At 68.4% G+C, this 21,178-nt stretch carries 18 protein-coding genes, 2 tRNA genes and 2 pseudogenes; 7 read left to right on the top strand and 15 right to left on the bottom strand.

Annotation, left to right across the window (positions count from 1 at the left end):
* Positions 1–15 precede the first annotated feature (15 nt).
* Genes QE428_RS10970 through QE428_RS10960 form a run of 3 tightly spaced genes read left to right on the top strand, consistent with a single transcriptional unit; the run spans position 16 to position 2,303 of the window.
* Positions 16–759, top strand: coding sequence for an ATP-binding cassette domain-containing protein (locus QE428_RS10970; RefSeq protein ID WP_307469087.1), 744 nt, complete (start codon positions 16–18; stop codon positions 757–759).
* Positions 756–1,448: a methionine ABC transporter permease gene (locus QE428_RS10965; protein ID WP_307469084.1), complete on the top strand. Its 693-nt coding sequence runs from the start codon at positions 756–758 to the stop codon at positions 1,446–1,448. The genes QE428_RS10970 and QE428_RS10965 overlap by 4 nt, the downstream gene beginning before the upstream one ends.
* Before the next feature lie 45 nt (positions 1,449–1,493).
* Positions 1,494–2,303, top strand: coding sequence for a MetQ/NlpA family ABC transporter substrate-binding protein (locus QE428_RS10960; protein WP_307469080.1), 810 nt, complete (start codon positions 1,494–1,496; stop codon positions 2,301–2,303).
* Positions 2,304–2,394: 91 nt separating this feature from the next.
* Here QE428_RS10960 and QE428_RS10955 read toward each other — a convergent pair whose 3' ends face one another.
* Complete coding sequence (locus tag QE428_RS10955) at positions 2,395–3,228, bottom strand: type IV toxin-antitoxin system AbiEi family antitoxin domain-containing protein (protein ID WP_307469077.1); 834 nt, start codon at positions 3,226–3,228, stop codon at positions 2,395–2,397.
* 280 nt (positions 3,229–3,508) lie between these two features.
* Between QE428_RS10955 and valS the strand changes: the two genes are divergently transcribed.
* Together valS and QE428_RS10945 are read left to right on the top strand one after the other, a co-directional pair.
* Positions 3,509–6,085, top strand: a complete 2,577-nt coding sequence (gene valS, locus QE428_RS10950; RefSeq protein WP_307469075.1) for a valine--tRNA ligase — start codon at positions 3,509–3,511, stop codon at positions 6,083–6,085.
* A 2-nt stretch (positions 6,086–6,087) separates the two neighbouring features.
* The gene (locus tag QE428_RS10945; protein WP_091353075.1) at positions 6,088–6,336 is read left to right on the top strand and encodes a hypothetical protein; all 249 of its coding nucleotides are present in this window, start codon (positions 6,088–6,090) and stop codon (positions 6,334–6,336) included.
* A gap of 7 nt (positions 6,337–6,343) precedes the next feature.
* Here the strand turns inward: QE428_RS10945 and QE428_RS10940 are convergent, their stop codons facing one another.
* Together QE428_RS10940 and QE428_RS10935 are read right to left on the bottom strand one after the other, a co-directional pair.
* The gene (locus QE428_RS10940; RefSeq protein ID WP_133399494.1) at positions 6,344–6,559 is read right to left on the bottom strand and encodes a hypothetical protein; all 216 of its coding nucleotides are present in this window, start codon (positions 6,557–6,559) and stop codon (positions 6,344–6,346) included.
* Positions 6,556–7,158: a helix-turn-helix transcriptional regulator gene (locus tag QE428_RS10935; RefSeq protein WP_091353069.1), complete on the bottom strand. Its 603-nt coding sequence runs from the start codon at positions 7,156–7,158 to the stop codon at positions 6,556–6,558. The genes QE428_RS10940 and QE428_RS10935 overlap by 4 nt, the downstream gene beginning before the upstream one ends.
* An 82-nt stretch (positions 7,159–7,240) precedes the next feature.
* On the opposite strand from QE428_RS10935, the pseudogene QE428_RS10930 reads away from it, so the two are divergent.
* Positions 7,241–9,300, top strand: a pseudogene (locus tag QE428_RS10930) (M3 family metallopeptidase).
* Between the two features lie 2 nt (positions 9,301–9,302).
* On the opposite strand, the gene QE428_RS10925 reads toward QE428_RS10930, so the two are convergent.
* The 6 genes and pseudogenes from QE428_RS10925 to QE428_RS10900 all read right to left on the bottom strand — a co-directional run bounded on the left by QE428_RS10925 (position 9,303) and on the right by QE428_RS10900 (position 14,438).
* Entirely contained in the window at positions 9,303–9,866 is a 564-nt protein-coding gene (locus tag QE428_RS10925) for a dihydrofolate reductase family protein (RefSeq protein WP_307469065.1), read from the bottom strand.
* A 43-nt stretch (positions 9,867–9,909) separates the two neighbouring features.
* The gene (clpX, locus tag QE428_RS10920) at positions 9,910–11,178 is read right to left on the bottom strand and encodes an ATP-dependent Clp protease ATP-binding subunit ClpX (RefSeq protein ID WP_091353058.1); all 1,269 of its coding nucleotides are present in this window, start codon (positions 11,176–11,178) and stop codon (positions 9,910–9,912) included.
* 130 nt (positions 11,179–11,308) lie between these two features.
* Positions 11,309–11,974, bottom strand: a complete 666-nt coding sequence (locus QE428_RS10915; protein WP_018186570.1) for an ATP-dependent Clp protease proteolytic subunit — start codon at positions 11,972–11,974, stop codon at positions 11,309–11,311.
* Positions 11,975–11,991: 17 nt separating this feature from the next.
* On the bottom strand, positions 11,992–12,825 hold the full coding sequence (locus tag QE428_RS10910) for an ATP-dependent Clp protease proteolytic subunit (RefSeq protein WP_269457020.1): 834 nt from the start codon (positions 12,823–12,825) through the stop codon (positions 11,992–11,994).
* Positions 12,755–14,294 (bottom strand): annotated as a pseudogene (tig, locus tag QE428_RS10905) (trigger factor). Before tig ends, QE428_RS10910 begins: the two are co-directional and overlap by 71 nt.
* 70 nt (positions 14,295–14,364) lie before the next feature.
* Positions 14,365–14,438: transfer RNA gene (locus QE428_RS10900), tRNA-Pro, on the bottom strand.
* Between the two features lie 94 nt (positions 14,439–14,532).
* Here QE428_RS10900 and QE428_RS10895 point away from each other — a divergent pair.
* Positions 14,533–14,606, top strand: a tRNA-Gly gene (locus tag QE428_RS10895).
* A 17-nt stretch (positions 14,607–14,623) separates the two neighbouring features.
* Here the strand turns inward: QE428_RS10895 and QE428_RS10890 are convergent.
* The 6 genes from QE428_RS10890 to QE428_RS10865 all read right to left on the bottom strand — a co-directional run bounded on the left by QE428_RS10890 (position 14,624) and on the right by QE428_RS10865 (position 21,178).
* The gene (locus QE428_RS10890) at positions 14,624–17,083 is read right to left on the bottom strand and encodes an RNA helicase (RefSeq protein ID WP_307469051.1); all 2,460 of its coding nucleotides are present in this window, start codon (positions 17,081–17,083) and stop codon (positions 14,624–14,626) included.
* Positions 17,080–17,835 (bottom strand): twin-arginine translocase subunit TatC, encoded by a 756-nt coding sequence (tatC, locus tag QE428_RS10885; protein WP_172824718.1) that lies wholly within the window; start codon positions 17,833–17,835, stop codon positions 17,080–17,082. Before tatC ends, QE428_RS10890 begins: the two co-directional genes overlap by 4 nt.
* A gap of 61 nt (positions 17,836–17,896) precedes the next feature.
* Positions 17,897–18,154: a Sec-independent protein translocase subunit TatA gene (gene tatA / locus QE428_RS10880; RefSeq protein ID WP_091353042.1), complete on the bottom strand. Its 258-nt coding sequence runs from the start codon at positions 18,152–18,154 to the stop codon at positions 17,897–17,899.
* A 59-nt stretch (positions 18,155–18,213) separates the two neighbouring features.
* On the bottom strand, positions 18,214–19,173 hold the full coding sequence (locus tag QE428_RS10875; RefSeq protein WP_307469048.1) for a YafY family protein: 960 nt from the start codon (positions 19,171–19,173) through the stop codon (positions 18,214–18,216).
* On the bottom strand, positions 19,170–20,168 hold the full coding sequence (locus QE428_RS10870; RefSeq protein WP_307469045.1) for a YafY family protein: 999 nt from the start codon (positions 20,166–20,168) through the stop codon (positions 19,170–19,172). Before QE428_RS10870 ends, QE428_RS10875 begins: the two co-directional genes overlap by 4 nt.
* 44 nt (positions 20,169–20,212) lie before the next feature.
* Positions 20,213–21,178, bottom strand: a complete 966-nt coding sequence (locus QE428_RS10865) for an FKBP-type peptidyl-prolyl cis-trans isomerase (protein ID WP_091353032.1) — start codon at positions 21,176–21,178, stop codon at positions 20,213–20,215.

Genomic DNA, 21,178 nt, shown 5'->3' with positions numbered 1-21,178 from the left:
TTCTGAGGTCCTCTCGTGCTGTCCCTGTCGCCCGTCGAGCTCGCTCGCGCGGGCGTGGCGTACCCCGGAGGCGTGCAGGGACTCGCCGAGGTGGACCTGACCGTCGCCGACCACGAGATCCTCGGCGTCATCGGCGAGAGCGGTGCCGGCAAGAGCACCCTGCTGAACCTCCTCACCGGCGAAGTCGCTGCTACCTCGGGTTCCGTGACCGTGCTGGGCGCCGACATCGGCCGCCTCGACCGCGCCGGTCTCCGCCGCCTGCGACGCGAGATCGGCGTCGTGTTCCAAGGGGTCCACCTGCTGGCGAACCGGACGGTCCGTCAGAACGTCGAGGTCGCCCTCCTGCTGCGCCCCCGGCGGGAGCGGGCGGCGAGCGCCGTCGACGACGCGCTGCGCTTCGTGGGGCTGGATCACCGCGCCGATGCGTACCCGGCGCAGCTCAGCGGCGGGCAGCGGCAACGCGTCGGGATCGCCCGGGCGCTGGTGAGCCGCCCCCGGCTGCTGCTGTGCGACGAGCCCACCTCCGCCCTCGATGCGGCGACGGCGGGCGAAGTACTCGATCTGCTCCGTGATGCACGCGACCGCTTCGGGACGACGGTCGTCATCGTCACCCACGATCTCGACGTCGTGCGCAGCGTCTGCGACCGGGTCGCCCTGTTCGAGGACGGCCGGCTGGTCGACGTCCTCGAGGTCGCGCCCTCGGCACGCGGCGAGCGCGAGACGTACCTCGACCGCGCACGGCGGGAGCTCGGCGCATGACCGGCGCCGAGGACGTCTTCGCCTCGCTGGGGGCGTCGCTCGCCGAGCGCGGCGACGACCTCCTCGAGTCCCTCGGCGAAACCGGCTACATGCTCGGCGCCTCGCTCGCGGCCGCGGTGGTGTTCGGACTGCCGCTCGGGGCCGCCGTCTACCTCACCCGCCCCGGCGGCATCCTCCCCCAGCGCCTCGTCTGGTCGGTCGCGAACTTCCTGATCAACGTCATCCGTTCGTTCCCGTTCCTCCTCCTCGTCGTCTTCCTGGTCCCCGTGACGCGCGCGGTCTACGGCACGACCTTCGGCACGCCCGCGGCGACCTTCTCGCTCTGCGTCGTCGCCGTGGCCGTCTACGGCCGGCTGGTGGAGCAGATCCTCCGCGAGGTGAGCCCCGGCATCCCCCGTGTCGCGCAGACCCTCGGCGCGACCGTCCCGCAGACGGTCTGGCGCTTCCTCCTGCCCGAAGCCCTGCCGGGTCTCGTCTATGCGCTGACGTCCGCGAGTATCAGCCTGCTCTCGTACTCGACGGTGCTCGGTGTCGTCGGCGGCGGCGGCATCGGCGACTTCGCGCTCCGCTACGGCTACCAGGAGTACGACGACGTGCTCATGTACTTCACGATCCTCGTCATCCTCATCATCGTCCTCGTCATCCAGGCGGTCGGCCAGCGGATCTCGGTCCGCCTCGACCACCGCTGAGTCCGGCCCACCACCGGCATCCGTCCCCATCCCACAAGGAGCACCATGTCCCCGCGCCGCTTCACCCTCGCCGCCGCCTTCACCGCCGCCGCCGTCGCCCTCCTGGCCGGCTGCGCCTCGCCCGCCGCGCAGGGCGGCGCCGACGTCCAGACCATCCGGGTCGGCGCCGTCACCTCGCCGATGACCGACATCGTCGAAGCGGCCGCCGACGAGATCGAGGACGGCTACGAGATCCAGCTCGTCGAGGTGGCCGACTACGTCACGATCAACAAGATGCTCGCCGCGGGCGACATCGACGCGAACTTCTCACAGCACAAGCCGTACATGGAGGAGTTCAACACCGCGAACGGTGCGGACCTCACGGCTGTGCAGCCGATCTACAACTTCACGATCGCGTTCTATTCGAAGACCCTCGACGACATCGCCGACCTCCCGCAGGGCGCGACCGTCGCGATCCCCAACGATGCGTCCAACACCGGTCGCGCACTGAAGATGCTCGCCGACGCGAAGATCATCACTCTCGCCGAGGGCATCGACCCGTACGCGGCAACGGTGGACGACATCGCCGAGAACCCGAAGGATCTGCAGTTCCTCGAGCTGCAGATCAACCAGCTCAACACCGCCTACGACGAGGCGGACCTCGTCTTCCAGTGGCCGTCCCACATCGCCGCGCTCGGGCTCACCCCGCAGGACGACGGCCTGCTGACCGAGCTCGACGACCGGTTCGCCCTGCAGCTGGTCGTCCCGGGCGAGGACAAGGATGCCGCGTCCACCAAGGCCCTCGTCGACGCGTTCACGAGCGACCCCGTGCGCGAGATCATCGACGGCAACGAGACCATCGAGACCGCGTTCTGAGCCTTGCGCGTCGCTTCGCGAGGAGATGGCGCGTCCCGAGGGCCGGATCCCGGCATCCGCTCCTCGGGAACCTCCATCTCCTCGCGAAGCGTCACCCCTCGGCGAGGTGCAATCCCTGTGCCACGGCGCGGGTGATCGTGTCCTGCACGACGTGCCAGCGGTGGACCACCTGGGCGTATCCGACACGGACCACCTGATAGCCGAGGAGCATCAGTTCGGCATCGTGAGCGTTATCGCCGTCGCGCTGGGCTCCCACGTGAGTGCCGCCGTCGATCTGCAGAACGAGGCGATCGCCGATCAGGAAGTCCACGCGGTGTCCTGCGATCCACGCCTGCGGGACGATGGGCACGCGCAGCCACGCGAGCCGCGGCGGGATGAAGGACTCGAGACCCGATCCGGCGAACGGCGTCGCCTGCGCCAAGACCTCCCGAGCCCGCCCGGGGAACGGGAGCCGGCGCAGAACCGGTAGCTGCACCATCCCGCGCTCGAGGGCCGACTCCCAGATCGCGAGGGCCTCCTCGAACGGTAGGCACGCGGCGGTCAGCGCGAGCACGTTCTCGATCGGATCGACGAGCGCGTCGGGCGCGCGGGGCACGATCGGTTCCGCCCAGTGGACGACCGTGTTCGGGTTCTCGATCCGGACCGAGCCCGAATGAGCGGATGCCGCAACGTGCACGGCATCCGATCGAAACACCCACAACCCGAGCCGCTGCGCCTGCGTCGCGCACGAGAGGACGACTCCCGCGGCGGCTGCCGCTCGGAGCGCGGGATCGCTCCTCGGCGTCGCGACCCAGCCCCGCCTCGGCCTCACCAGCTCGCCCGCGTCCACCGCCACTCGCACCGCTCGGTCGCTGAAGCCGTGTCGGCGCAACGCCGCCGATCGAACGATCCCGCCGCCCTGCGCCACCGCATCCGTCACCCTCATCCGCACAGCCTGGGCGCCCCGACCTTCCTGCGGCGCGCACGGCGGGACGGTGTGCACAGACAGACCCGACCCGTCCGCCCGGGAGGAGGCAGCGCGTCGCTTCGCGAGGAGATGACGCGTCCCGAGGGCCGGATCCCGGCATCCGCTCCTCGGGAACCTCCATCTCCTCGCGAAGCCGCGTCGCGCCTCGGTCCCACCAGCACCCCGGCGGTAGACTGTCTGCCACCCACACTCAGGCACGCTCACACAGTGCCGCACATATCGCTCGAGGAGCATCACCATGACGAACGCGCACATTCCCGACAAGCCCGCCCTGGAAGGCCTCGAGCAGAAGTGGGATGCCGCGTGGTCCGACGCCGGCACGTACCTGTTCGACCGCGATGCGGCCAAGGCCAAGGGGCGCGCGGGCGTCTTCTCGATCGACACCCCTCCCCCGACGGCATCCGGTTCGCTCCACATCGGGCACGTGTTCAGCTACACGCACACCGACGTGAAGGTGCGCTACGAGCGCATGCGCGGCAAGACGGTGTTCTACCCGATGGGCTGGGACGACAACGGTCTGCCCACCGAGCGCCGCGTGCAGAACTATTACGGCGTGCGCTGCGACACCTCGCTGCCCTACGACGCGGACTTCACGCCGCCGTTCCGCGGTGACGCGAAGAGCCTCAAGCCGGCCGATCAGGTGCCGATCAGCCGTCGCAACTTCATCGAGCTCTGCGAGGAGCTGACGATCGAGGACGAGAAGCAGTTCGAGGATCTGTTCCGCAAGCTCGGCCTGTCGGTGGACTGGACGCAGACGTACCGCACGATCTCGGACGACACCATCCGCACGAGCCAGCTCGCGTTCCTGCGGAACCTCGACCGCGGCGAGGCGTACCAGGCCATGGCGCCCACGCTCTGGGACATCGACTTCCGCTCGGCCATCGCGCAGGCCGAGCTCGAGGACCGCGACCAGCAGGCCTCGTACCACCGCGTCGCCTTCCACAAGTCCGACGGCTCCGGCGACATCCACATCGAGACGACCCGTCCCGAGCTGCTCCCCGCCTGCGTCGCACTCGTGGCGAATCCCGACGACGAGCGCTACCAGCCGTACTTCGGCTCGACGGTGCGCACGCCGCTGTTCGACGTCGAGGTGCCGATCCTCCCCCACCCGCTCGCGGTGAAGGACAAGGGCACCGGCATAGCGATGATCTGCACGTTCGGCGACGTGACCGACATCATCTGGTGGCGCGAGCTCGACCTGCCGAACCGCACGATCCTCGGTCGCGACGGCCGCATCATCGACGAGGCCCCCGACGTGCTCGGAACGGATGCCGCGAAGGCGGCGTACGCGGAGCTCGCCGGCAAGACGGTGTTCAGCGCCAAGAAGCGCATCGTCGAGCTGCTGCAGGAGTCCGGTGAGCTGCTCGAGGTCTCGAAGCCGTTCACGCACCCGGTGAAGTTCTACGAGAAGGGCGACCGCCCTCTCGAGATCGTCTCCACCCGCCAGTGGTACCTCCGCAACGGTGCCCGCGACGCGGATCTGCGCGACAAGCTCATCGAGATGGGCCGCGGCATGGGCTGGCACCCGGACTTCATGCGCGTGCGGTACGAGAACTGGACGAACGGCCTCACCGGCGACTGGCTCGTCTCGCGCCAGCGCTTCTTCGGTGTGCCGATCCCGGTCTGGTACGGCCTCGATGAGAACGGCGAGCGGGACTACGACCGCGTGCTGACCCCGGACCTCTCGCGCCTGCCGGTCGACCCGACCACGGACGTGCCGGACGGCTACACCGAGGACCAGCGCGGCGTGCCCGGCGGCTTCGACGCCGAGCGCGACATCTTCGACACCTGGGCGACGTCCTCCCTCACCCCGCAGCTCGCGGGCGGGTGGGAGCGCGACCCCGAGCTCTGGGACCTCGTGGCACCGTTCGACGTCCGCCCGCAGGGTCAGGACATCATCCGCACGTGGCTGTTCTCGACGATGGTGCGTTCGGTGCTCGAGGACGGCCGCGCGCCGTGGACGGATGCCGCCATCTCGGGCTTCATCGTCGACCCCGACCGCAAGAAGATGTCGAAGTCGAAGGGCAACGTCGTGACGCCCGCCGACATCCTCGACGCGCACGGCACCGACGCGGTCCGGTACTGGGCGGCCTCCAGCCGCCTCGGCGCCGACGCGGCGTTCGACCCGCAGAACCCGACGCAGGTGAAGATCGGCCGTCGCCTCGCCATCAAGGTGCTCAACGCGGCGAAGTTCGTGCTGTCGTTCCCGGTGCCCGAGGACGCCCGCATCACGCACGCGCTCGACGCGTCGATGCTCGCGACCCTCGACCAGGTCGTCCGGGATGCCACGAAGGCGTTCGACGCTTTCGACCACGCCCGGGCGCTGGAGATCACCGAGGCGTTCTTCTGGACGTTCTGCGACGACTACCTCGAGCTCGTGAAGGAGCGCGCGTACAACCAGGCCGACACCGGCCAGGCCTCGGCCGCCCTCGCGCTGCGCACGGCACTGTCGACGCTCCTGCGCCTGCTCGCCCCCGTGCTGTCGTTCGCGGCCGAGGAGGCGTGGTCCTGGTTCGAGGAGGGGTCGGTGCACACCGCGTCCTGGCCCGAGGCGCTCGGCATCGAGGGAGACCCCGCCGTGCTCAAGACCGTCGGCGAGGCCCTGATCAGCGTGCGTCGCGCGAAGACCGAGGCCAAGGCCTCGCAGAAGACGCCGGTGGAGTCCCTGACGATCACGGGACCGGATGCCGCGCTCGACGCCATCCGCTCCGCTGAGGGCGACCTCGCCGCGGTCGGACGCATCGCGCAGGTGTCGTACGCGTCCGGCGACACGGTGTCGGTCGGCGACATCGTCCTCACCCCGCAGGAGGTCTGACCATGCAGCTCGGAACCCGTTGGACGAGCGGCGACCAGCCGCCGTCCGCCGTGCCGGAGATCCTCCGCGAGCAGATCGCGGCCGTCGACGCATCCGTGGATCAGGACCCGCTCGGGCAGCCGCGACCGCGATGGACGCTGACCTGGCTCGAGGGTCGCCCCGTGGCGGAACTCGAGACGGGCGTCGTCGTCCGCGTGGACCGCGAGGGCGAGGTCGTCGTCGGTCACCTCGACGACGACGGCATGTCCTGAATCCGGCTCAGCTTCGCGGGTGACGCGCGATGTGGGCGAGGACGTGCGCACGCGTGTCGTTCCTGCGCTCCTCGGCCGCTGAGCGAGCGACCGCCTGATCGGCGCGACGCAGCATCCGCGCGGCGACCGCAGCCTGGACCGACGTCGTCGCCGCCCACAGCGCGGCCTCGAGCCGTGTGGGCCGGACGGTGACGTCCAGGGTGGGGATCGTGATCGTGGTCATCGTCCGTCTCCGTCTTCGGGCAGTGCGAATGCGTCCACCCGGACGGTGAACGGCAAGCGGTCGGGGTCTTCCTCATGGCCGCGCGCTGAGGCGACGACCTCGTCGACGATCTCGGACAGGCGCCGGATCATGTCCTTCGCCTGATCAGGGGTCAGATGGATGTTGGCGGTGGAGATGATGGCGGCGACATCGTCCTCTTTGTCCGGATCGGCGATGGCCTCGTTCACGTGCCGCATGAGCTGCTGCTGACGGCGTCCGAGGAACTCGTTCATGATCAGCTGGGTCGCGGAGCGCCCTGCGGGCGAGGCCATCGCCTCAGGACTGTCGAATGACACCGACTTGTCGGCACGCTCCCACCAGCGTTCACGCGCCGACCCCCGATCGGGGATCTCGCGGATGAGGTCCTGCTTCGCCAGCGCCCGCAAGTGGTAGCTGGTGGCGCCCGACGACTCCCCGGTGCGCTCGGCCAGCGAACTCGCGGTCTGGGGCCCGTACTGCGACAGGATGTCGAAGAGCTGCACGCGGAGCGGGTGAGCGAGGGCGCGGAGGGCCCCGGCATCCAGACTGCGGTCTTCACGCCGCTTCGGTGTCTCTGTCATGTTCCAAAGATATCTTTGCAAGTCTATCTTTGCAAGCTTTTCTTTGCATATGGGTGGCGCATTGCCGACGTACGCTGGGACGATGACGGATGCCGCGACCAACCCGCTCCTCTCCCCCTCTCCTCTCCCCTTCGACCTGCCGGACTACCCGAGCATCCGCCCGGAGCACTACCTCCCCGCTTTCGAGCAGGCTTTCGCGTCGCACCGTGCAGAGATCGACGCGATCGCGACGTCCTCCGAAGAGCCGACGTTCGAGAACACGCTGGTCGCGCTCGAGCAGTCCGGCGAGCCCCTCGGACGGATCGCGCGAACCTTCTATACAGTCAGCTCCGCGAACGCGACGGCGGAGATCCAGGAGATCGACGAGCAGCTCGCGCCGTTGATGGCCGCTCACCACGACGCCGTCACGCTCGATGCGCATCTGTACGCGCGGGTCGCCGAGGTTCACGCGCGTCTCGAGGAGCTCGGCCTCGAGGGTGAGGATCGATACCTCGTCGAGCGCACCTATCGCGAGATGACGGGCGCCGGCGCCGGCCTCGATGAGGCGGACAAGACCGTCCTCACCGAGCTCAACCAGCAGCTGTCCATGCTCACGACGACGTTCGAGAAGAATCTCCTCGCCGACACGAACGACCTCGCCGTCGTCTTCGACGACGCGGCGGAGCTCGACGGGTTGACCGACGGCGAGCTCTCGGCCGCCGCGCGCAACGCCGCCGAGCGCGGCCTCGAGGGCAAGTACGTCGTCACCCTCACCCTGTTCACGGGTCACCCGTACCTCTCGTCGCTCACCTCTCGGACGAGCCGAGAGCGCCTCATGGCGGCATCCCGCTCCCGCGGTCGTCGAGGCAACGCGAACGACAACCGCGAGGTGCTCACCGAGATCGTGCGATTGCGCTCGGAGCGGGCCCGCGTCCTCGGCTACGACTCGCATGCGGCCTACGTCACCGCCGACGAGACCGCCGGCTCCCCCGAAGCCGTGCACGACCTCCTGCGCCGACTCGCGGTCCCCGCCGCAGCGAACGCGCGACAGGAGCAGGCGGCCCTGCAGGAGATCATCGACGGCGAGGGCGGGGGGTTCCCCCTGGCTGCTCACGACTGGGCCTTCTACACCGAGCGGGTGCGCTCCAAGCCCGGTACGACCTCGATCGGACCGCTCTGCGCCCCTGGTTCGAGGCCGAACGAGTCCTGGTCGACGGCGTGTTCCGCGCGGCGACGGATCTCTACGGCATCACGTTCACCGAGCGTGCTGACCTTCCCGCGTATCACCCCGGGGCGCGTGTCTTCGAGGTCCGGAACGAGGACGGCTCCCACCTCGGGCTCTACGTCCTGGACCTGTACACACGGGACTCCAAGCGTGGCGGGGCGTGGATGAACTCGATCGTGTCGCAGTCCGCCCTGCGCGGCACGGCGCCGATCGTCGTCAACAACCTCAACGTGCCCCAGCCCGCTCCGGGGAGCCCCACGCTTCTGACCCTCGACGAGGTGACGACGCTCTTCCACGAGTTCGGTCATGCCCTGCACGGGTTGTTCGCCACGGTCACCTACCCGCACTTCGCGGGAACGTCGGTGTTCCGCGACTTCGTCGAGTTCCCGAGCCAGGTGAACGAGATGTGGATCTTCTGGCCCGAGGTGCTCGCGTCCTACGCGCGCCACATCGACACCGACGAGCCGCTTTCCGCCGAGGTCGTCCAGAAGCTCCGCGAATCCGAGGCCTTCAACCAGGGCTTCGCGACGAGCGAGTACCTCGCCGCGTCGTGGATCGACCAGGCCTGGCACAGTTTGGATGCCGATGACGCGGCCGTCGGCATCGACGTCGACGCGTTCGAAGCCACGGCGCTGGCCGACATCGGGCTGGACAACCCCGCGGTCCCGACCCGGTACTCCTCGACCTATTTCGCGCACATCTTCTCGGGTGGGTACAGCGCGGGCTACTACTCCTACATCTGGAGCGAGGTCCTCGACGCCGACACCGTGGAGTGGTTCCACGAGAACGGTGGGCTGACGCGCGAGAACGGCCACCGCTTCCGCACCCGGCTCCTGGGCGTCGGCGGCTCGAAGGATCCGCTCGAGGCCTACCGCGACTTCCGCGGACGCGACGCGCGCATCGAGCCCCTCCTGGAGCGGCGCGGCCTCACCGGCTGACCTCACTCCGTGGCAGCGCGGACCTCGTAGACGAGACGGGCGAACTGGCCGACGGCCTCCGCCGACCGCAGACGCAGCCGCTCCGACCCGATCCGGCGCGGGAAGAGCGGCGCACCCCCGGTCAGGAAGACCGGGGCCACGGAGATCGCGATCTCGTCGAGTGCGCCCGCGTCGAGGAACTGACCGGCGAGGTCTCCCCCGCCGACGACCCAGACGTCACCGGCTCCCGCAGCTGCACGGATCGTCGGGAGGACGGATGCCACCGGCCCCTGAACGAATCTGATGTCGGCGCCCTCCGGCTTCGGGAGGTCGCGGGTGGTGAAGACGAATGTGGGGCGGTCGCCGTGGAACTGCGCCCACCGTTCAGGGTGCGCGAGGATGTCGGACTCGGCGAGAACCCATTCGTAGGTCGTCGATCCTTCCACCAGCGCCGTCGCCCCCGCCGGCAACAGAGCGTCGTCCGGGGTGTCACCGTTCTCTACGGCGAAGAGCCATGCGAGCGAGTTCTCGTCGTCCGCGATGTAGCCGTCGATCGAGGTGGCCGTGTCGAAGAGGATGCGTCCCATGCCGGGAACGCTACCCGCGGCAACCGACACCGCGGGCCCGACGTCAGGCGCTCTTGCGCTTCTGCCGCAGGACGAGCGTCGGGGGTGCGCCCTCTTCGACGGATGCCCGGGTGACGACGACCTTGTCGACGTCCTCGGCGGACGGGATCTCGAACATGATCGGACCGAGGACGTCCTCGAGGATGGCGCGGAGACCGCGCGCGCCCGTCTTGCGTGCGACGGCCAGATCGGCGATGGCACGAAGGGCGTCATCCTCGAACTCGAGCTCGACACCGTCGAGCTCGAACATCCGCTGGTACTGCTTGACGAAGGCGTTCTTGGGTCCGGTGAGGATCTCGATGAGCGCGGTCTGGTCGAGGGGCGACACCGTCGTGACCACGGGGAGCCGACCGATGAACTCGGGGATCAGCCCGAACTTGTGGAGGTCTTCAGGAAGGACGTCGCGGAAGACGTCGAGCTCCTGCTCCTTGTCCTGCAGCGGAGCGCCGAAACCGACACCGTGCTTGCCGACGCGCGAGGAGATGATGTCCTCGAGGCCCGCGAAGGCGCCGGCGACGATGAACAGGACGTTCGTCGTGTCGATCTGGATGAACTCCTGGTGCGGGTGCTTGCGGCCACCCTGCGGCGGCACGGAAGCCACCGTGCCCTCGAGGATCTTCAGGAGCGCCTGCTGCACACCCTCACCGGAGACGTCACGCGTGATCGACGGGTTCTCCGCCTTGCGGGCGATCTTGTCGACCTCGTCGATGTAGATGATGCCGGTCTCGGCACGCTTCACGTCGAAGTCGGCCGCCTGCAACAGCTTCAGCAGGATGTTCTCGACGTCCTCGCCGACGTAGCCGGCCTCGGTGAGCGCGGTGGCATCCGCGACGGCGAAGGGGACGTTCAGGCGCTTCGCGAGGGTCTGCGCGAGGTAGGTCTTGCCGCAGCCGGTCGGACCGAGGAGCAGGATGTTGCTCTTGGCGATCTCGACCTCGTCGGCCCGCTGCTCGGCGGACTGGATCGTGCTGCGGGCACGGACGCGCTTGTAGTGGTTGTAGACGGCGACGGCGAGGGCGCGCTTGGCGGGATCCTGCCCGACGACGTACTCCTCGAGGAAGCTGAAGATCTCACGCGGCTTGGGGAGATCGAAGTCCTTGACCTCGCCGTCGCCGGACTCGGCCATGCGCTCTTCGATGATCTCGTTGCAGAGCTCGACGCACTCGTCGCAGATGTATACGCCGGGGCCGGCGATCAGCTGCTGGACCTGTTTCTGGCTCTTCCCACAGAAGGAACACTTGAACAGGTCGGCGCTCTCACCGATGCGTGCCATGGTGCTCCCCCTCAGGATTCAAGCTGGTGCAGTCGAGCCTAATCGCAGATCCGGACACCGGGCGGATTGCGACACGGGTGTGGACGACGATGCCCCGCCGACGGATCGGCGGGGCATCTGCTGACGGATGTCAGGCCGTGATGGCCGCAGGCGTCCGCTTGCGGGACGTCAGGACCTGGTCGACGATGCCGTACTCCAGCGCTTCCTGCGCGGAGAGGATCTTGTCGCGGTCGATGTCCTTGTTGACCTGCTCGACGGAGCGGTTCGTGTGGTGAGCCATCGTCTCTTCGAGCCAGGTGCGCATGCGGAGGATCTCCGCTGCCTGGATCTCGATGTCCGACGCCTGACCGTGACCGGACTCCCCGACCGCGGGCTGGTGCATCAGGATGCGGGCGTTCGGCAGGGCGAGGCGCTTGCCGGGAGCTCCTGCGGCGAGGAGAACGGATGCCGCCGACGCAGCCTGCCCGAGGACGACGGTCGACACCTGGGGCGAGATGTACTGCATCGTGTCGTAGATCGCCGTCATCGCGGTGAACGAACCACCGGGCGAGTTGATGTACATGATGATGTCGCGGTCGGGGTCCATCGACTCGAGGACCAGGAGCTGCGCCATGACATCGTCGGCGGACGCGTCGTCGACCTGCACACCGAGGAAGATCACGCGGTCTTCGAACAGCTTGTTGTACGGGTCCTGACGCTTGTAGCCGTAGGCGGTGCGCTCCTCGAACTGCGGAAGGATGTACCGGCTCGAGGGCATCATGTCGCTCTGCGCGCGACCGAAGATGGGGGTGTTCATGCGTTGTCCTCCGACGCTCAGTTCTCGGTTCCGCCGCCGCCGGCGACGTCGGCAGCGTGTTCGCGGATGTGGTCGACGAAGCCGTACTCGAGCGCTTCGTCGGCGGTGAACCAGCGGTCGCGGTCACCGTCGGCGTTGATCTGCTCGACCGACTTGCCGGTCTGGGCGGAGGTGATCTCCGCGAGACGGTTCTTCATCGACACGATGAGCTGCGCCTGCGTCTGGATGTCGCTGGACGTGCCGCCGAAGCCGCCGTGGGGCTGGTGCAGCAGGACGCGGGCGTTGGGAGTGATGTACCGCTTCCCCTTCGTGCCGCTGGTCAGCAGCAACTGGCCCATCGAGGCGGCCATGCCGATACCGACGGTGACGATGTCGTTCGGCACGAATTGCATCGTGTCGTAGATCGCCATACCCGCGGTGATCGAGCCACCGGGCGAGTTGATGTAGAGGTAGATGTCCTTCTCGGAATCCTCGGCCGCGAGCAGCAGGATCTTGGCGCAGATCTCGTTCGCGTTCTCGTCGCGCACCTCGGAACCGAGCCAGATGATTCGGTCCTTCAGCAGCCGGTCGAAGACACTGGTCGCCATAAGGGGTTCAGCCATGGATGCTCTCCTGGATTCGTGTTCGTGCTTCGAATCTAGTGGCGCGTTCCGAGCGTCTCGCCCGTGTTCGCCGTGGGCATACCGGGCGCGGCATCGACCGCCTCCGGCGCCGCGGGGAATGCCCGGAAACGACGACGGGCGGCGGGGCCCGAAGGCACCCGCCGCCCGTCGGTGAGGGTCACTCGCTGTCGGCGGCCTTCTTGGTCGCGCGCTTGGCGGGAGCCTTCTTCGCGGGCTCCTCGGCGGCATCCGCGTCGGCCTTCTTGGCGGCCGGCTTCTTGGCGGGAGCCTTCTTCGCGGCGGGCTTCTCGTCGGCAGCCTCGTCGGCGGCGTCTGCCTTCTTCGCGGCGGGCTTCTTGGCCGGAGCCTTCTTCGCAGGGGCCTTCTTGGCGGCCGGCTTCTCGTCCGCTGCCTCGGTGGCCTCGTCCGCTGCCTCGTCGTCCTCGGCGGCGAAGCCGGCCAGGTCGACCTTCTTGCCGTTGGTGTCGACGACGGTCACCTTGCCGAGTGCGACGGCGAGGGCCTTGTTGCGGGCGACTTCACCGACCATCATCGGGATCTGGTTGCCCTCCTGGAGCGCATTGACGAAGTCCTGCGGCGACATGCCGTACTGCGCCGACGACTGGATGAGGTACTGCGTCAGCTCCTCCTGGGAGACCTGCACCTCGTGCTTCTCGGCGATCTTGTCGAGGATCATCTGCGTGCGGAACCTGCTTCTCGCTCGCCTCGGTGACCTCGGCACGGTGCACGTCGTCCTCGAGGCGGCCCTCGCCCTCGAGGTGGGTGTGGACCTCGTCCTCGACCAGCTTGGCGGGCACGGGGATGTCCGCCTTCTCGATCAGGACCTCGATCAGCTTGTCGCGCGCGGCGGAGCCCTGCGTGAAGACAGCCTGCTCCGAGACGCGCTCGACGAGGCTCTCGCGGAGCTCGCCGATCGTGTCGAACTCGGAGGCGACCTGAGCGAAGTCGTCGTCGGCCTCGGGAAGCTCGCGCTCCTTGACGGCCTTGATGGTCACGGCGACCTCGGCCTCTTCACCGGCGTGGTCGCCGCCGACGAGCTTCGAACGGAACGTGGTGTCCTCGCCCGCGGTGAGCGACTCCACAGCCTCGTCGATGCCCTCGAGGAGCTCACCCGAGCCGACCTCGTACGAGACGCCTTCGGCGCGGTCGATCTCGTTGCCGTCGATCGTGGCGACGAGGTCGAGCTCGACGAAGTCGCCGGCCTTGGCGGGACGGTCGACGGTCACGAGCGTGCCGAAGCGGCTGCGGAGCTTGTCGAGCTCGGCATCCACTGCAGCCTCGTCGGTCTCGACCGCGTCGACCTCGATGGTGATGTCGTCGTAGGCGGGAAGCTCGAACTCGGGGCGGACGTCCACCTCGACCTCGACCTTGAGGTCGCCGGAGAAGTCCTTCGTGCTCGGCCACTCGACGATCTCGGCGGCGGGACGACCGACGATGCGGACGTCGTTCGCCGTCACGGCCTCGCGGTAGAAGACGTCGAGGCCTTCGCTGACGGCGTGCTCGAGGACGGCCTCACGGCCGACACGCTGATCGATGATCGGCGCCGGGACCTTGCCCTTGCGGAAGCCGGGGATCTGCACGTCCTGCGCGATGTGCTCGTACGCGTGCGAGATGCTCGGCTTGAGCTCCTCGGGGGTGACCGTGATGTGGAGCTTCACCCGGGTGGGGCTGAGCTGCTCGACGGTGCTGGTGACCATGCCTGTCGTTCTCCTTGTCCGGCCGCGCACACGCGCGTCCGTTCGGTGATCTGGGTTCGTGGGGCCGTTGTCGGGGCGACAGGATTTGAACCTGCGGCCTCCCGCTCCCAAAGCGGGCGCTCTACCAAGCTGAGCTACGCCCCGGGCGCGCACGCTGGCGAGCGCCGAAAAACGGCCGTTGGTAAGTCTAGCCGACCATGTCCGCTACACTCGTCGAGGCGCTGTTCACAGCGTCGACGGGGATGTAGCTCAATGGTAGAGCCTCAGTCTTCCAAACTGATTACGCGGGTTCGATTCCCGTCATCCCCTCCACACACCGGCGCCGGGGCTCACACAGAGCTGTAGGCCACGATCCCCCGCCGGACGGCATCCAAGGCCTTCCGAGCCGTCACCGCGACGTCGGCATCCGCGACGATCGACAGCTGGTCGAGCAGGTCGATGGTCTGCTTCGTCCAGCGCACGAAGTCGCCGGCCGCCATGTCGGCCTCGGTGAGGACGACGTCGAGAGACGCGCCTCGGGCCCAGGAGTTCATCGGCTGCGCAAGTCCGGTTGCCAGAGGCTCGGTCCCCGGCAGGCGGTGCTCCTGCTCGAGGTCGTCGAGACGGCTCCACAGATCCTGCGTCTTCGACAGCGCCTCGCGGAACGGTCCGCGCGGCAGCCGGAACTCCCCCGCCTCGTCGCGGCGCGGCTCGTACACGAGACACGAGGCGAGGGCAGCGAGACCCGCAGGGTCGAGGTCGCGCCACAGCCCCCGCCGGAGCGACTCCGCGACGAGCAGATCGCGCTCCCCGTAGATGCGGCGCATCGTCCGCCCGGCGGCCGTCAGAGCCGCGGCGCCGTCGTCGAAGGCGACGTAGTTCAGCTCTGCGAGCACGTCGATGATGCGGTCGAAGATCCGCGCGACGGTGCCGGTGCGGGTCTCGATGTCGCGTCGCGTGCGATCCGTGCGGCGCCGCAGCTTCCAGTACCGCTCCGCCCAGCGGGCGTGATTCTCGCGGTCGGGGCAGGAATGACAGGGATGCCGCTGCATGCGACGCCGGAGCGATTGGATCTCGTTCTGGTGCTGCTGCCGGATGCGCGCGGGGGCGGCGCGGTCGGCTCTGTTGAGCTTCTCGGCGTCGCTCAGATCGCGCCGGATGCCGGAATACTCGGCGAAATCTCCCCGATCGCACGTCATCGACTTCTCGTAGCCGGCGAGGGATGCCTCGGCATCCTTCACCTGACGGGCGAGACCGACGACGGCGCGGTCCGCCTGGAACTGGGCGAACGAGGATTCGAGGATCTCGCGGGCGCGCTCCCGACCGAACTGGTCGATCAGGTTGACGGCCATGTTGTACGTCGGGCGGAAGCTCGAGTTCAACGGGTAAGTGCGCCGCGAAGCCAGCGCGGCGACGGCTTGGGGGTCGAGGGACTCGGTCCACTGGACGACCGCGTGGCCCTCGACGTCGATGCCGCGGCGGCCGGCACGACCCGTCAGCTGCGTGTACTCGCCCGAGGTGATGGCGACGCGCGCCTCGCCGTTGAACTTCTCCAGCTTCTCGAGAACGACCGTGCGAGCGGGCATGTTGATGCCGAGGGCGAGGGTTTCGGTCGCGAAGACGACCTTGACGAGCTTGCGGCGGAAGAGCTCCTCGACGACCTCCTTGAACGCCGGCAGCATGCCCGCGTGGTGCGCAGCGACGCCGCGTTCCAGGTTCTCGCGCCACTCCCAGTAGCCGAGGACGGCGAGGTCCTCGTCCTGCAGCGGTTGGAGCCGTTCGTCGATGATGGAGCGGATCTCGTCGCGCTCTGCGGTGTCGGTCAGACGGACGCCCGCGCGGCGCACCTGCTGCACCGCGGCGTCGCACCCGACCCGGCTGAAGATGAAGAAGATCGCCGGAAGAAGATTCGAGCGCCCGAGGAGCTCCACGACCTGCGGGCGATCCATCCGCTCGATGCGCGCCGCTGTGGACGGACGCACGGGGCGCTTGCCGCCGCGGTGAGGCCTGCGCCGCTCCTGGTCGCCGCGCGACCGGTACTCCATCGCCCGTCGGTTGTTCTCGTAGGTGGCGCCCTTCGGCGATCGGATGCGCGTCAGCTCCTGGTTCACCTGAGCGGTGGCTACGCCCGCGCGATCATCGAAGAGCGGAAGCAGATCGCCGCGGACGAGGACATGCTGCTCGAGCGGCACCGGCCGCGTCTCGGACACGATGACCTCAGTGTCGCCCCGCACCGTATCGAGCCAGTCCCCGAACTCCTCGGCGTTCGACACGGTCGCCGACAGCGACACGAGCCGCACCGCCGGCGGAAGGTGGAGGATCACCTCTTCCCACACGGGTCCACGGAACCGGTCGGCGAGGTAGTGGACCTCGTCCATCACGACGTAGCGCAGGCCCCGGAGTGCCGGCGAATCCGCGTACAGCATGTTGCGGAGGACCTCGGTCGTCATCACGACCACACGCGCGTTGCCGTTGATGTTCGTGTCGCCGGTGAGCAGGCCGACCTCGTCCGCGCCGTAGACCTCCTGCAACTCCCGGAACTTCTGGTTCGACAGGGCCTTCATGGGCGTCGTGTAGAACGCCTTGTCGCCGGGTTCGCGCATCGCGAGGTGGATCGCGAACTCACCGACGATCGTCTTCCCCGCCCCTGTGGGTGCGGCGACGAGCACACTGCTCCCGTCCTCGAGTGCCTGGCATCCCTCGATCTGGAACGGGTCGAGGTCGAACCGCTGCATGTCGGCGAACGCCGCCGAGATCGGATGCCGTCGGCCGGACTGTGCGCGTGCGTATCGAGCGGCGAAGTCCGTCATGCGATCGGACCGAGGAGCGCAGCGTCGCGCTTGCTCTTGCGGCGGTCGAAGATCATCGAGAGACCGGCAGCGGCGAAGAACAGCAGCGTGAGGATTCCGGCGAGGATGAGCATGCTGACGACGTCCGCGGCCGGCGTGGCCGCTCCGGCGAATACCGTCGCGATGACGATCGCGACTCGCCACCCCTTCATGATCTCCTTGCCCGTCATCACTCCCGACAGGTTGAGCGCGACCAGGAAGACGGGCGTCACGTACGAGACCCCGACGACGATCAGGAGCTTGAAGACGAAGTCGTAGTAATACTTCGCGTCGTAGAAGTTCGACGCCCCGTCGGGGGTGAATCCGGCCATGAGCTCCACGAGGTGCGGGAGGATGAGCCATCCCGTGAACGCGCCGGCGAAGAAGAGCGGCACCGCCGCGGCGACGAAACCGATGGTGTACCGAACCTCTTTGCGGGTCAGTCCCGGCATGAGGAACGCCCAGATCTGCCACAACCAGACCGGTGCGGAGATCAGGATGCCGACGGCGAAGGCGATGCGGATGCGGAGGTCGAAGGCGGACGTGACCGTCGCGAACATGAGGGTCACGGCGTTCTCGTCGCCGCGCCTCTCCGCCACGACGCGGATCGGTTCCGTGATCGCCCAGATGATCGCGTCGCCGAGAGTGAATGAGACGACCATCCCCGCCACGATCGCGATGGCGGCGATGATCAGACGTTTGCGGAACTCACGAAGATGATCGCCCAGCGACATCCGCTTGTCTCGGCGCGGGGCGTCGCCCGTCGCGGCGTCCCGTTCGGTGGTCGTCACCGCCTCAGGAGGAGCTGGGGCCCTGCGGTGGGCCCTGCGCGGGCGGCGGCGTCAGCCCGGTGACGGACGTGGGCGCCTGAGGCTGCTGGTGGTTCGGCGTCTCGGCCGGGCCGTCCTCTTCCTTCATCGCCTTCATCTCGCCCTTGAACACACGGGCGGACTGGCCGACGCTCTTCGCGAGGGCAGGCAGCTTCGCCGCTCCGAACAGGAGCAGGATCACCACCAGAACGACGATCAGGTGCCATCCTTGCAAGCCGCCCATGAAAGCTCCTCGGGTTGGGGTGTCGGTTCAGTCTAACCGCCCCAGGTGAACAGAGACCCTCAGGTGTACTGGGCGAGCCCGGCATCCGCCCAGGCGCGGGCCGCCTCCCGGGCGTCCGCCGGCGAGACGATCTCGACATCGCCGCCGAGCCGCGCCGCGAGCCGCTTGAGGCTCCGCTCGTCGCCGACCCGAAGGCTGACGGTGCGGAACTCGCCCTTGCCCCGCACGACGGCGCGAGCCGCGAACTCGCCGAGGAGGGGCACGACGTCCTTGCGGCACCGGAGCTCGACGACCACGTCGGTCTCGGCCGGCTCGAACAGTCCGGGGAGGGCGTCCGACTGGTGGGTGCTCGGGATGTCGGTCGGCACCACGTCCGACACCCGGTCGAGGTGGAAGGTGCGCACCGCCTGGCGCAAGTGGCACCACCCCTGGAGGTACCACTGGCCGTCCGCGATGTGGACCTTGACGGGGTCGACGGTGCGCGTGGTCACCGGCGCGTCCGGGGCGCGATACGCGAACGACACGGCCACCCCTCGCTGCACCGCCTCCGCGACGGTCGTCCGCACGTCGTCCACGACCGGTGTCGCGACGATGACCTCCGCGGGCGCACTCGATGCCCCCGCGGCGAGCTTCGCCAGAAGCCCCTGCACCACGCCGCTGTCGCCGACGCCCGGGAGGCTCGCCGCCATCTGCAGCCCGGCGAGCAACGCCGCCGCCTCGCGTGCCGTGAGACGCGGGGTCCGCTCGAGACCGACGGCATTGGTGATCGAGATGGTGTCCTGCTCGTCGAGCAGGTCCCAATCGATGTCGAAGAGGTCGTTGGCCATCTGCCAGAATCCGCCGTCCCCGGGGAGCCCGATGACGGTGAGCTTCTCGACCATCGAGCGCATCTCGTCGGGCTCGACATCGAAGTCGCGCGCCGCTTCGACGACGGTGACCTCGCCCTTGGAGATCAGGTACGGGACGAGCTGGAGGATGAGGGAGGCGCGATCGGTCGCGACCAGCGGTTGCGCCCTCATCCGGCCGCCTCCATGTGCAGGTCACGCGCCCGACGCAGACGGGTCGCCACGAGCTCGGCGAGTTCGGGCGGATCGATCACGCGCACCTCCGGACCGTAGGACGCGAGTTCGTCGGCGAAGATCTGAGCGTCGACGTAGGGGACGAGGCATCCCGTGTCGTCTTCGCCGACAGATCGCCGATGCAGCCGCAGGACCGCTTCAGTGCCGGGCTCCACCTGAAGTCGCGCCCGCTGCCCGTCGGCGACCGCCCGAAGACCCGAAAGCGCCTTCTCGCCCGCGCCTTCTCGGAGCGCCAGGTCGAACGAGGTCCGCGTGACGACGACGTCCGAGGCGATGCGGGAGAGGAGGAAGGTCCGCTCGGCGTCCTGCAGCAGATCGAAGCCGTACACGTGCCAGCGGCCGTCGTACTCCACGAGCGCCCACGGCTGCACGCGCCGACGGTGGGCGGCATCCGATCCTCCCTTGATGTAGTCGAACTCGACGACGCGCGCCTGCTCGATGGCCCGCTGCAGCGGAGCGAACGAAGGTTCGCGCAGACTGATGCGGGGCGCGTATCCGATGATCGGCGCATCGACCTCGATGCCGAGCGCCTGGATCTTGCGCAGACCGCTGCGCGCCGACGCCGACATGGACGTCTCCCCCCAGACACCGCTGGCGAGGTTCAGGACAGCGATCTCGGCCGGCGTGAAGTCGATGTCGACGGGGAGCGAGTACTCCGCCGTGGGGACCCGGTACCTGGCCTCGCGCAGATCATCGGGGTCGGCGTAGTCTCCGATGGTCTCGATCGGCACACCGAGAGAACGGAGACTGTCCTTGTCTCGTTCGAACATCTTCTCGAGGGCATCCTTCGACGCACCGGCCGAACCCTGCTCGCGATATCCCGAGACCGAGGAGAGGATCGTGTCCTTCGTCAGGCCCTGATTCGTGGCCAGCAGGGCGACGACGAGGTTGACGAGACGTTCCTCGGGCGCGCTGCGGATCGGTTCGGTGGACACATCGCAATCCTAGGCGCGGAGACGCGCTGCGGCCCCGCCCCGACTCACTGTGTCGCGCTCTGAGCGTCCTCGCTGGTGTCGATCCCGAGCACGTCGATCACGAACACGAGAGTCGAGTTCGCCGGGATGCTTCCCGATTCCTTGTCGCCGTAGCCGAGGCTCGGCGGGATAACCACGAGAACCTGCGATCCGACGGTCTGGCCCTCGAGCGCGTCCGCGAACCCCTTGACGACGTTCGTCATCGACAGGGTGACGGGCGTGCCCTTCTCCCACGTCGAATCGAACACCTCTCCGGTTTTCCAGAGCACACCCGTGTAGTGCAGACGCGGAGTCGAATCAGCGGTGATCTTCTCGCCGTCGCCCTTCTTCAGCGTCTTGACGACCAGATCCTTCGGCGGTGCGGCGTCGGGCACGATGACTCCGGGTGTGCCGTCGGGGGCAAGGACCACCGTGGGGATGTTGCTGCCGTCGACGTACTGAGGGACGCCGTTCGCCGCGGGCAGGAACACGGTGTTCACGTCGACGATGAGGACGGCGGCCTGCCCCTCGGTGAGACCGATCTGGCTCACGAGCGACGGCTCGAGATCCTTCGCCGGGATCGCCGAGACGACACGCGCGCCGGGTCGGGTGCAGTCGAGCGCCTTGGCGATCGTCGGGAACGTCTGCTCCAGAACACTCAACTGGATCAGCCGCGACGGAGCCGAGAGCACGGTCTGACCCGTGGCGCCGTTGAGCAGCGTGATGCCGACCTGGACATCCTGCTTAGCCGTCGTGATCGGCGTGCCCTCGCCCGTGGCGAGGTCGGTGTACGAGGTCTTCGTGACGTAGACCGGATCGGTCGTCTTGGCCGTCGGCGACCCCTGCGCACCCGAGACGTCGACGAGGTCGAGCGAGGAGGCGGGAGCGGTGACGCGTTCGCATCCGCTGTCTGCGGGACCGGACGGGGCGCACCCGACGAGGGCCAGGGCGGTCAGGCCGATAACGGCCACGGCAGCGGGGATCTGACGCAT

This window comes from Microbacterium sp. SORGH_AS_0505 (assembly GCF_030818715.1).
Lineage (GTDB): Bacteria > Actinomycetota > Actinomycetes > Actinomycetales > Microbacteriaceae > Microbacterium.
This window is presented reverse-complemented; position numbering and strand designations above follow the sequence as displayed.

Coding starts and splice junctions, on each gene's coding strand:
- QE428_RS10875 (WP_307469048.1), bottom strand. CDS start 19,173: ATGAGGGCGCAACCGCTGGTCGCGACCGATCGCGCCTCCCTCATCCTC.
- QE428_RS10940 (WP_133399494.1), bottom strand. CDS start 6,559: ATGACCACGATCACGATCCCCACCCTGGACGTCACCGTCCGGCCCACA.
- QE428_RS10955 (WP_307469077.1), bottom strand. CDS start 3,228: ATGAGGGTGACGGATGCGGTGGCGCAGGGCGGCGGGATCGTTCGATCG.
- tatA (WP_091353042.1), bottom strand. CDS start 18,154: ATGGGCGGCTTGCAAGGATGGCACCTGATCGTCGTTCTGGTGGTGATC.
- valS (WP_307469075.1), top strand. CDS start 3,509: ATGACGAACGCGCACATTCCCGACAAGCCCGCCCTGGAAGGCCTCGAG.
- QE428_RS10910 (WP_269457020.1), bottom strand. CDS start 12,825: ATGCCGCCGAGGAGCCCGCGAAGAAGGCTCCCGCCAAGCGCGCGACCA.
- QE428_RS10935 (WP_091353069.1), bottom strand. CDS start 7,158: ATGACAGAGACACCGAAGCGGCGTGAAGACCGCAGTCTGGATGCCGGG.
- clpX (WP_091353058.1), bottom strand. CDS start 11,178: ATGGCACGCATCGGTGAGAGCGCCGACCTGTTCAAGTGTTCCTTCTGT.
- QE428_RS10865 (WP_091353032.1), bottom strand. CDS start 21,178: ATGCGTCAGATCCCCGCTGCCGTGGCCGTTATCGGCCTGACCGCCCTG.
- QE428_RS10925 (WP_307469065.1), bottom strand. CDS start 9,866: ATGGGACGCATCCTCTTCGACACGGCCACCTCGATCGACGGCTACATC.
- QE428_RS10945 (WP_091353075.1), top strand. CDS start 6,088: ATGCAGCTCGGAACCCGTTGGACGAGCGGCGACCAGCCGCCGTCCGCC.
- QE428_RS10890 (WP_307469051.1), bottom strand. CDS start 17,083: ATGACGGACTTCGCCGCTCGATACGCACGCGCACAGTCCGGCCGACGG.
- QE428_RS10965 (WP_307469084.1), top strand. CDS start 756: ATGACCGGCGCCGAGGACGTCTTCGCCTCGCTGGGGGCGTCGCTCGCC.
- QE428_RS10915 (WP_018186570.1), bottom strand. CDS start 11,974: ATGAACACCCCCATCTTCGGTCGCGCGCAGAGCGACATGATGCCCTCG.
- QE428_RS10960 (WP_307469080.1), top strand. CDS start 1,494: ATGTCCCCGCGCCGCTTCACCCTCGCCGCCGCCTTCACCGCCGCCGCC.
- tatC (WP_172824718.1), bottom strand. CDS start 17,835: ATGTCGCTGGGCGATCATCTTCGTGAGTTCCGCAAACGTCTGATCATC.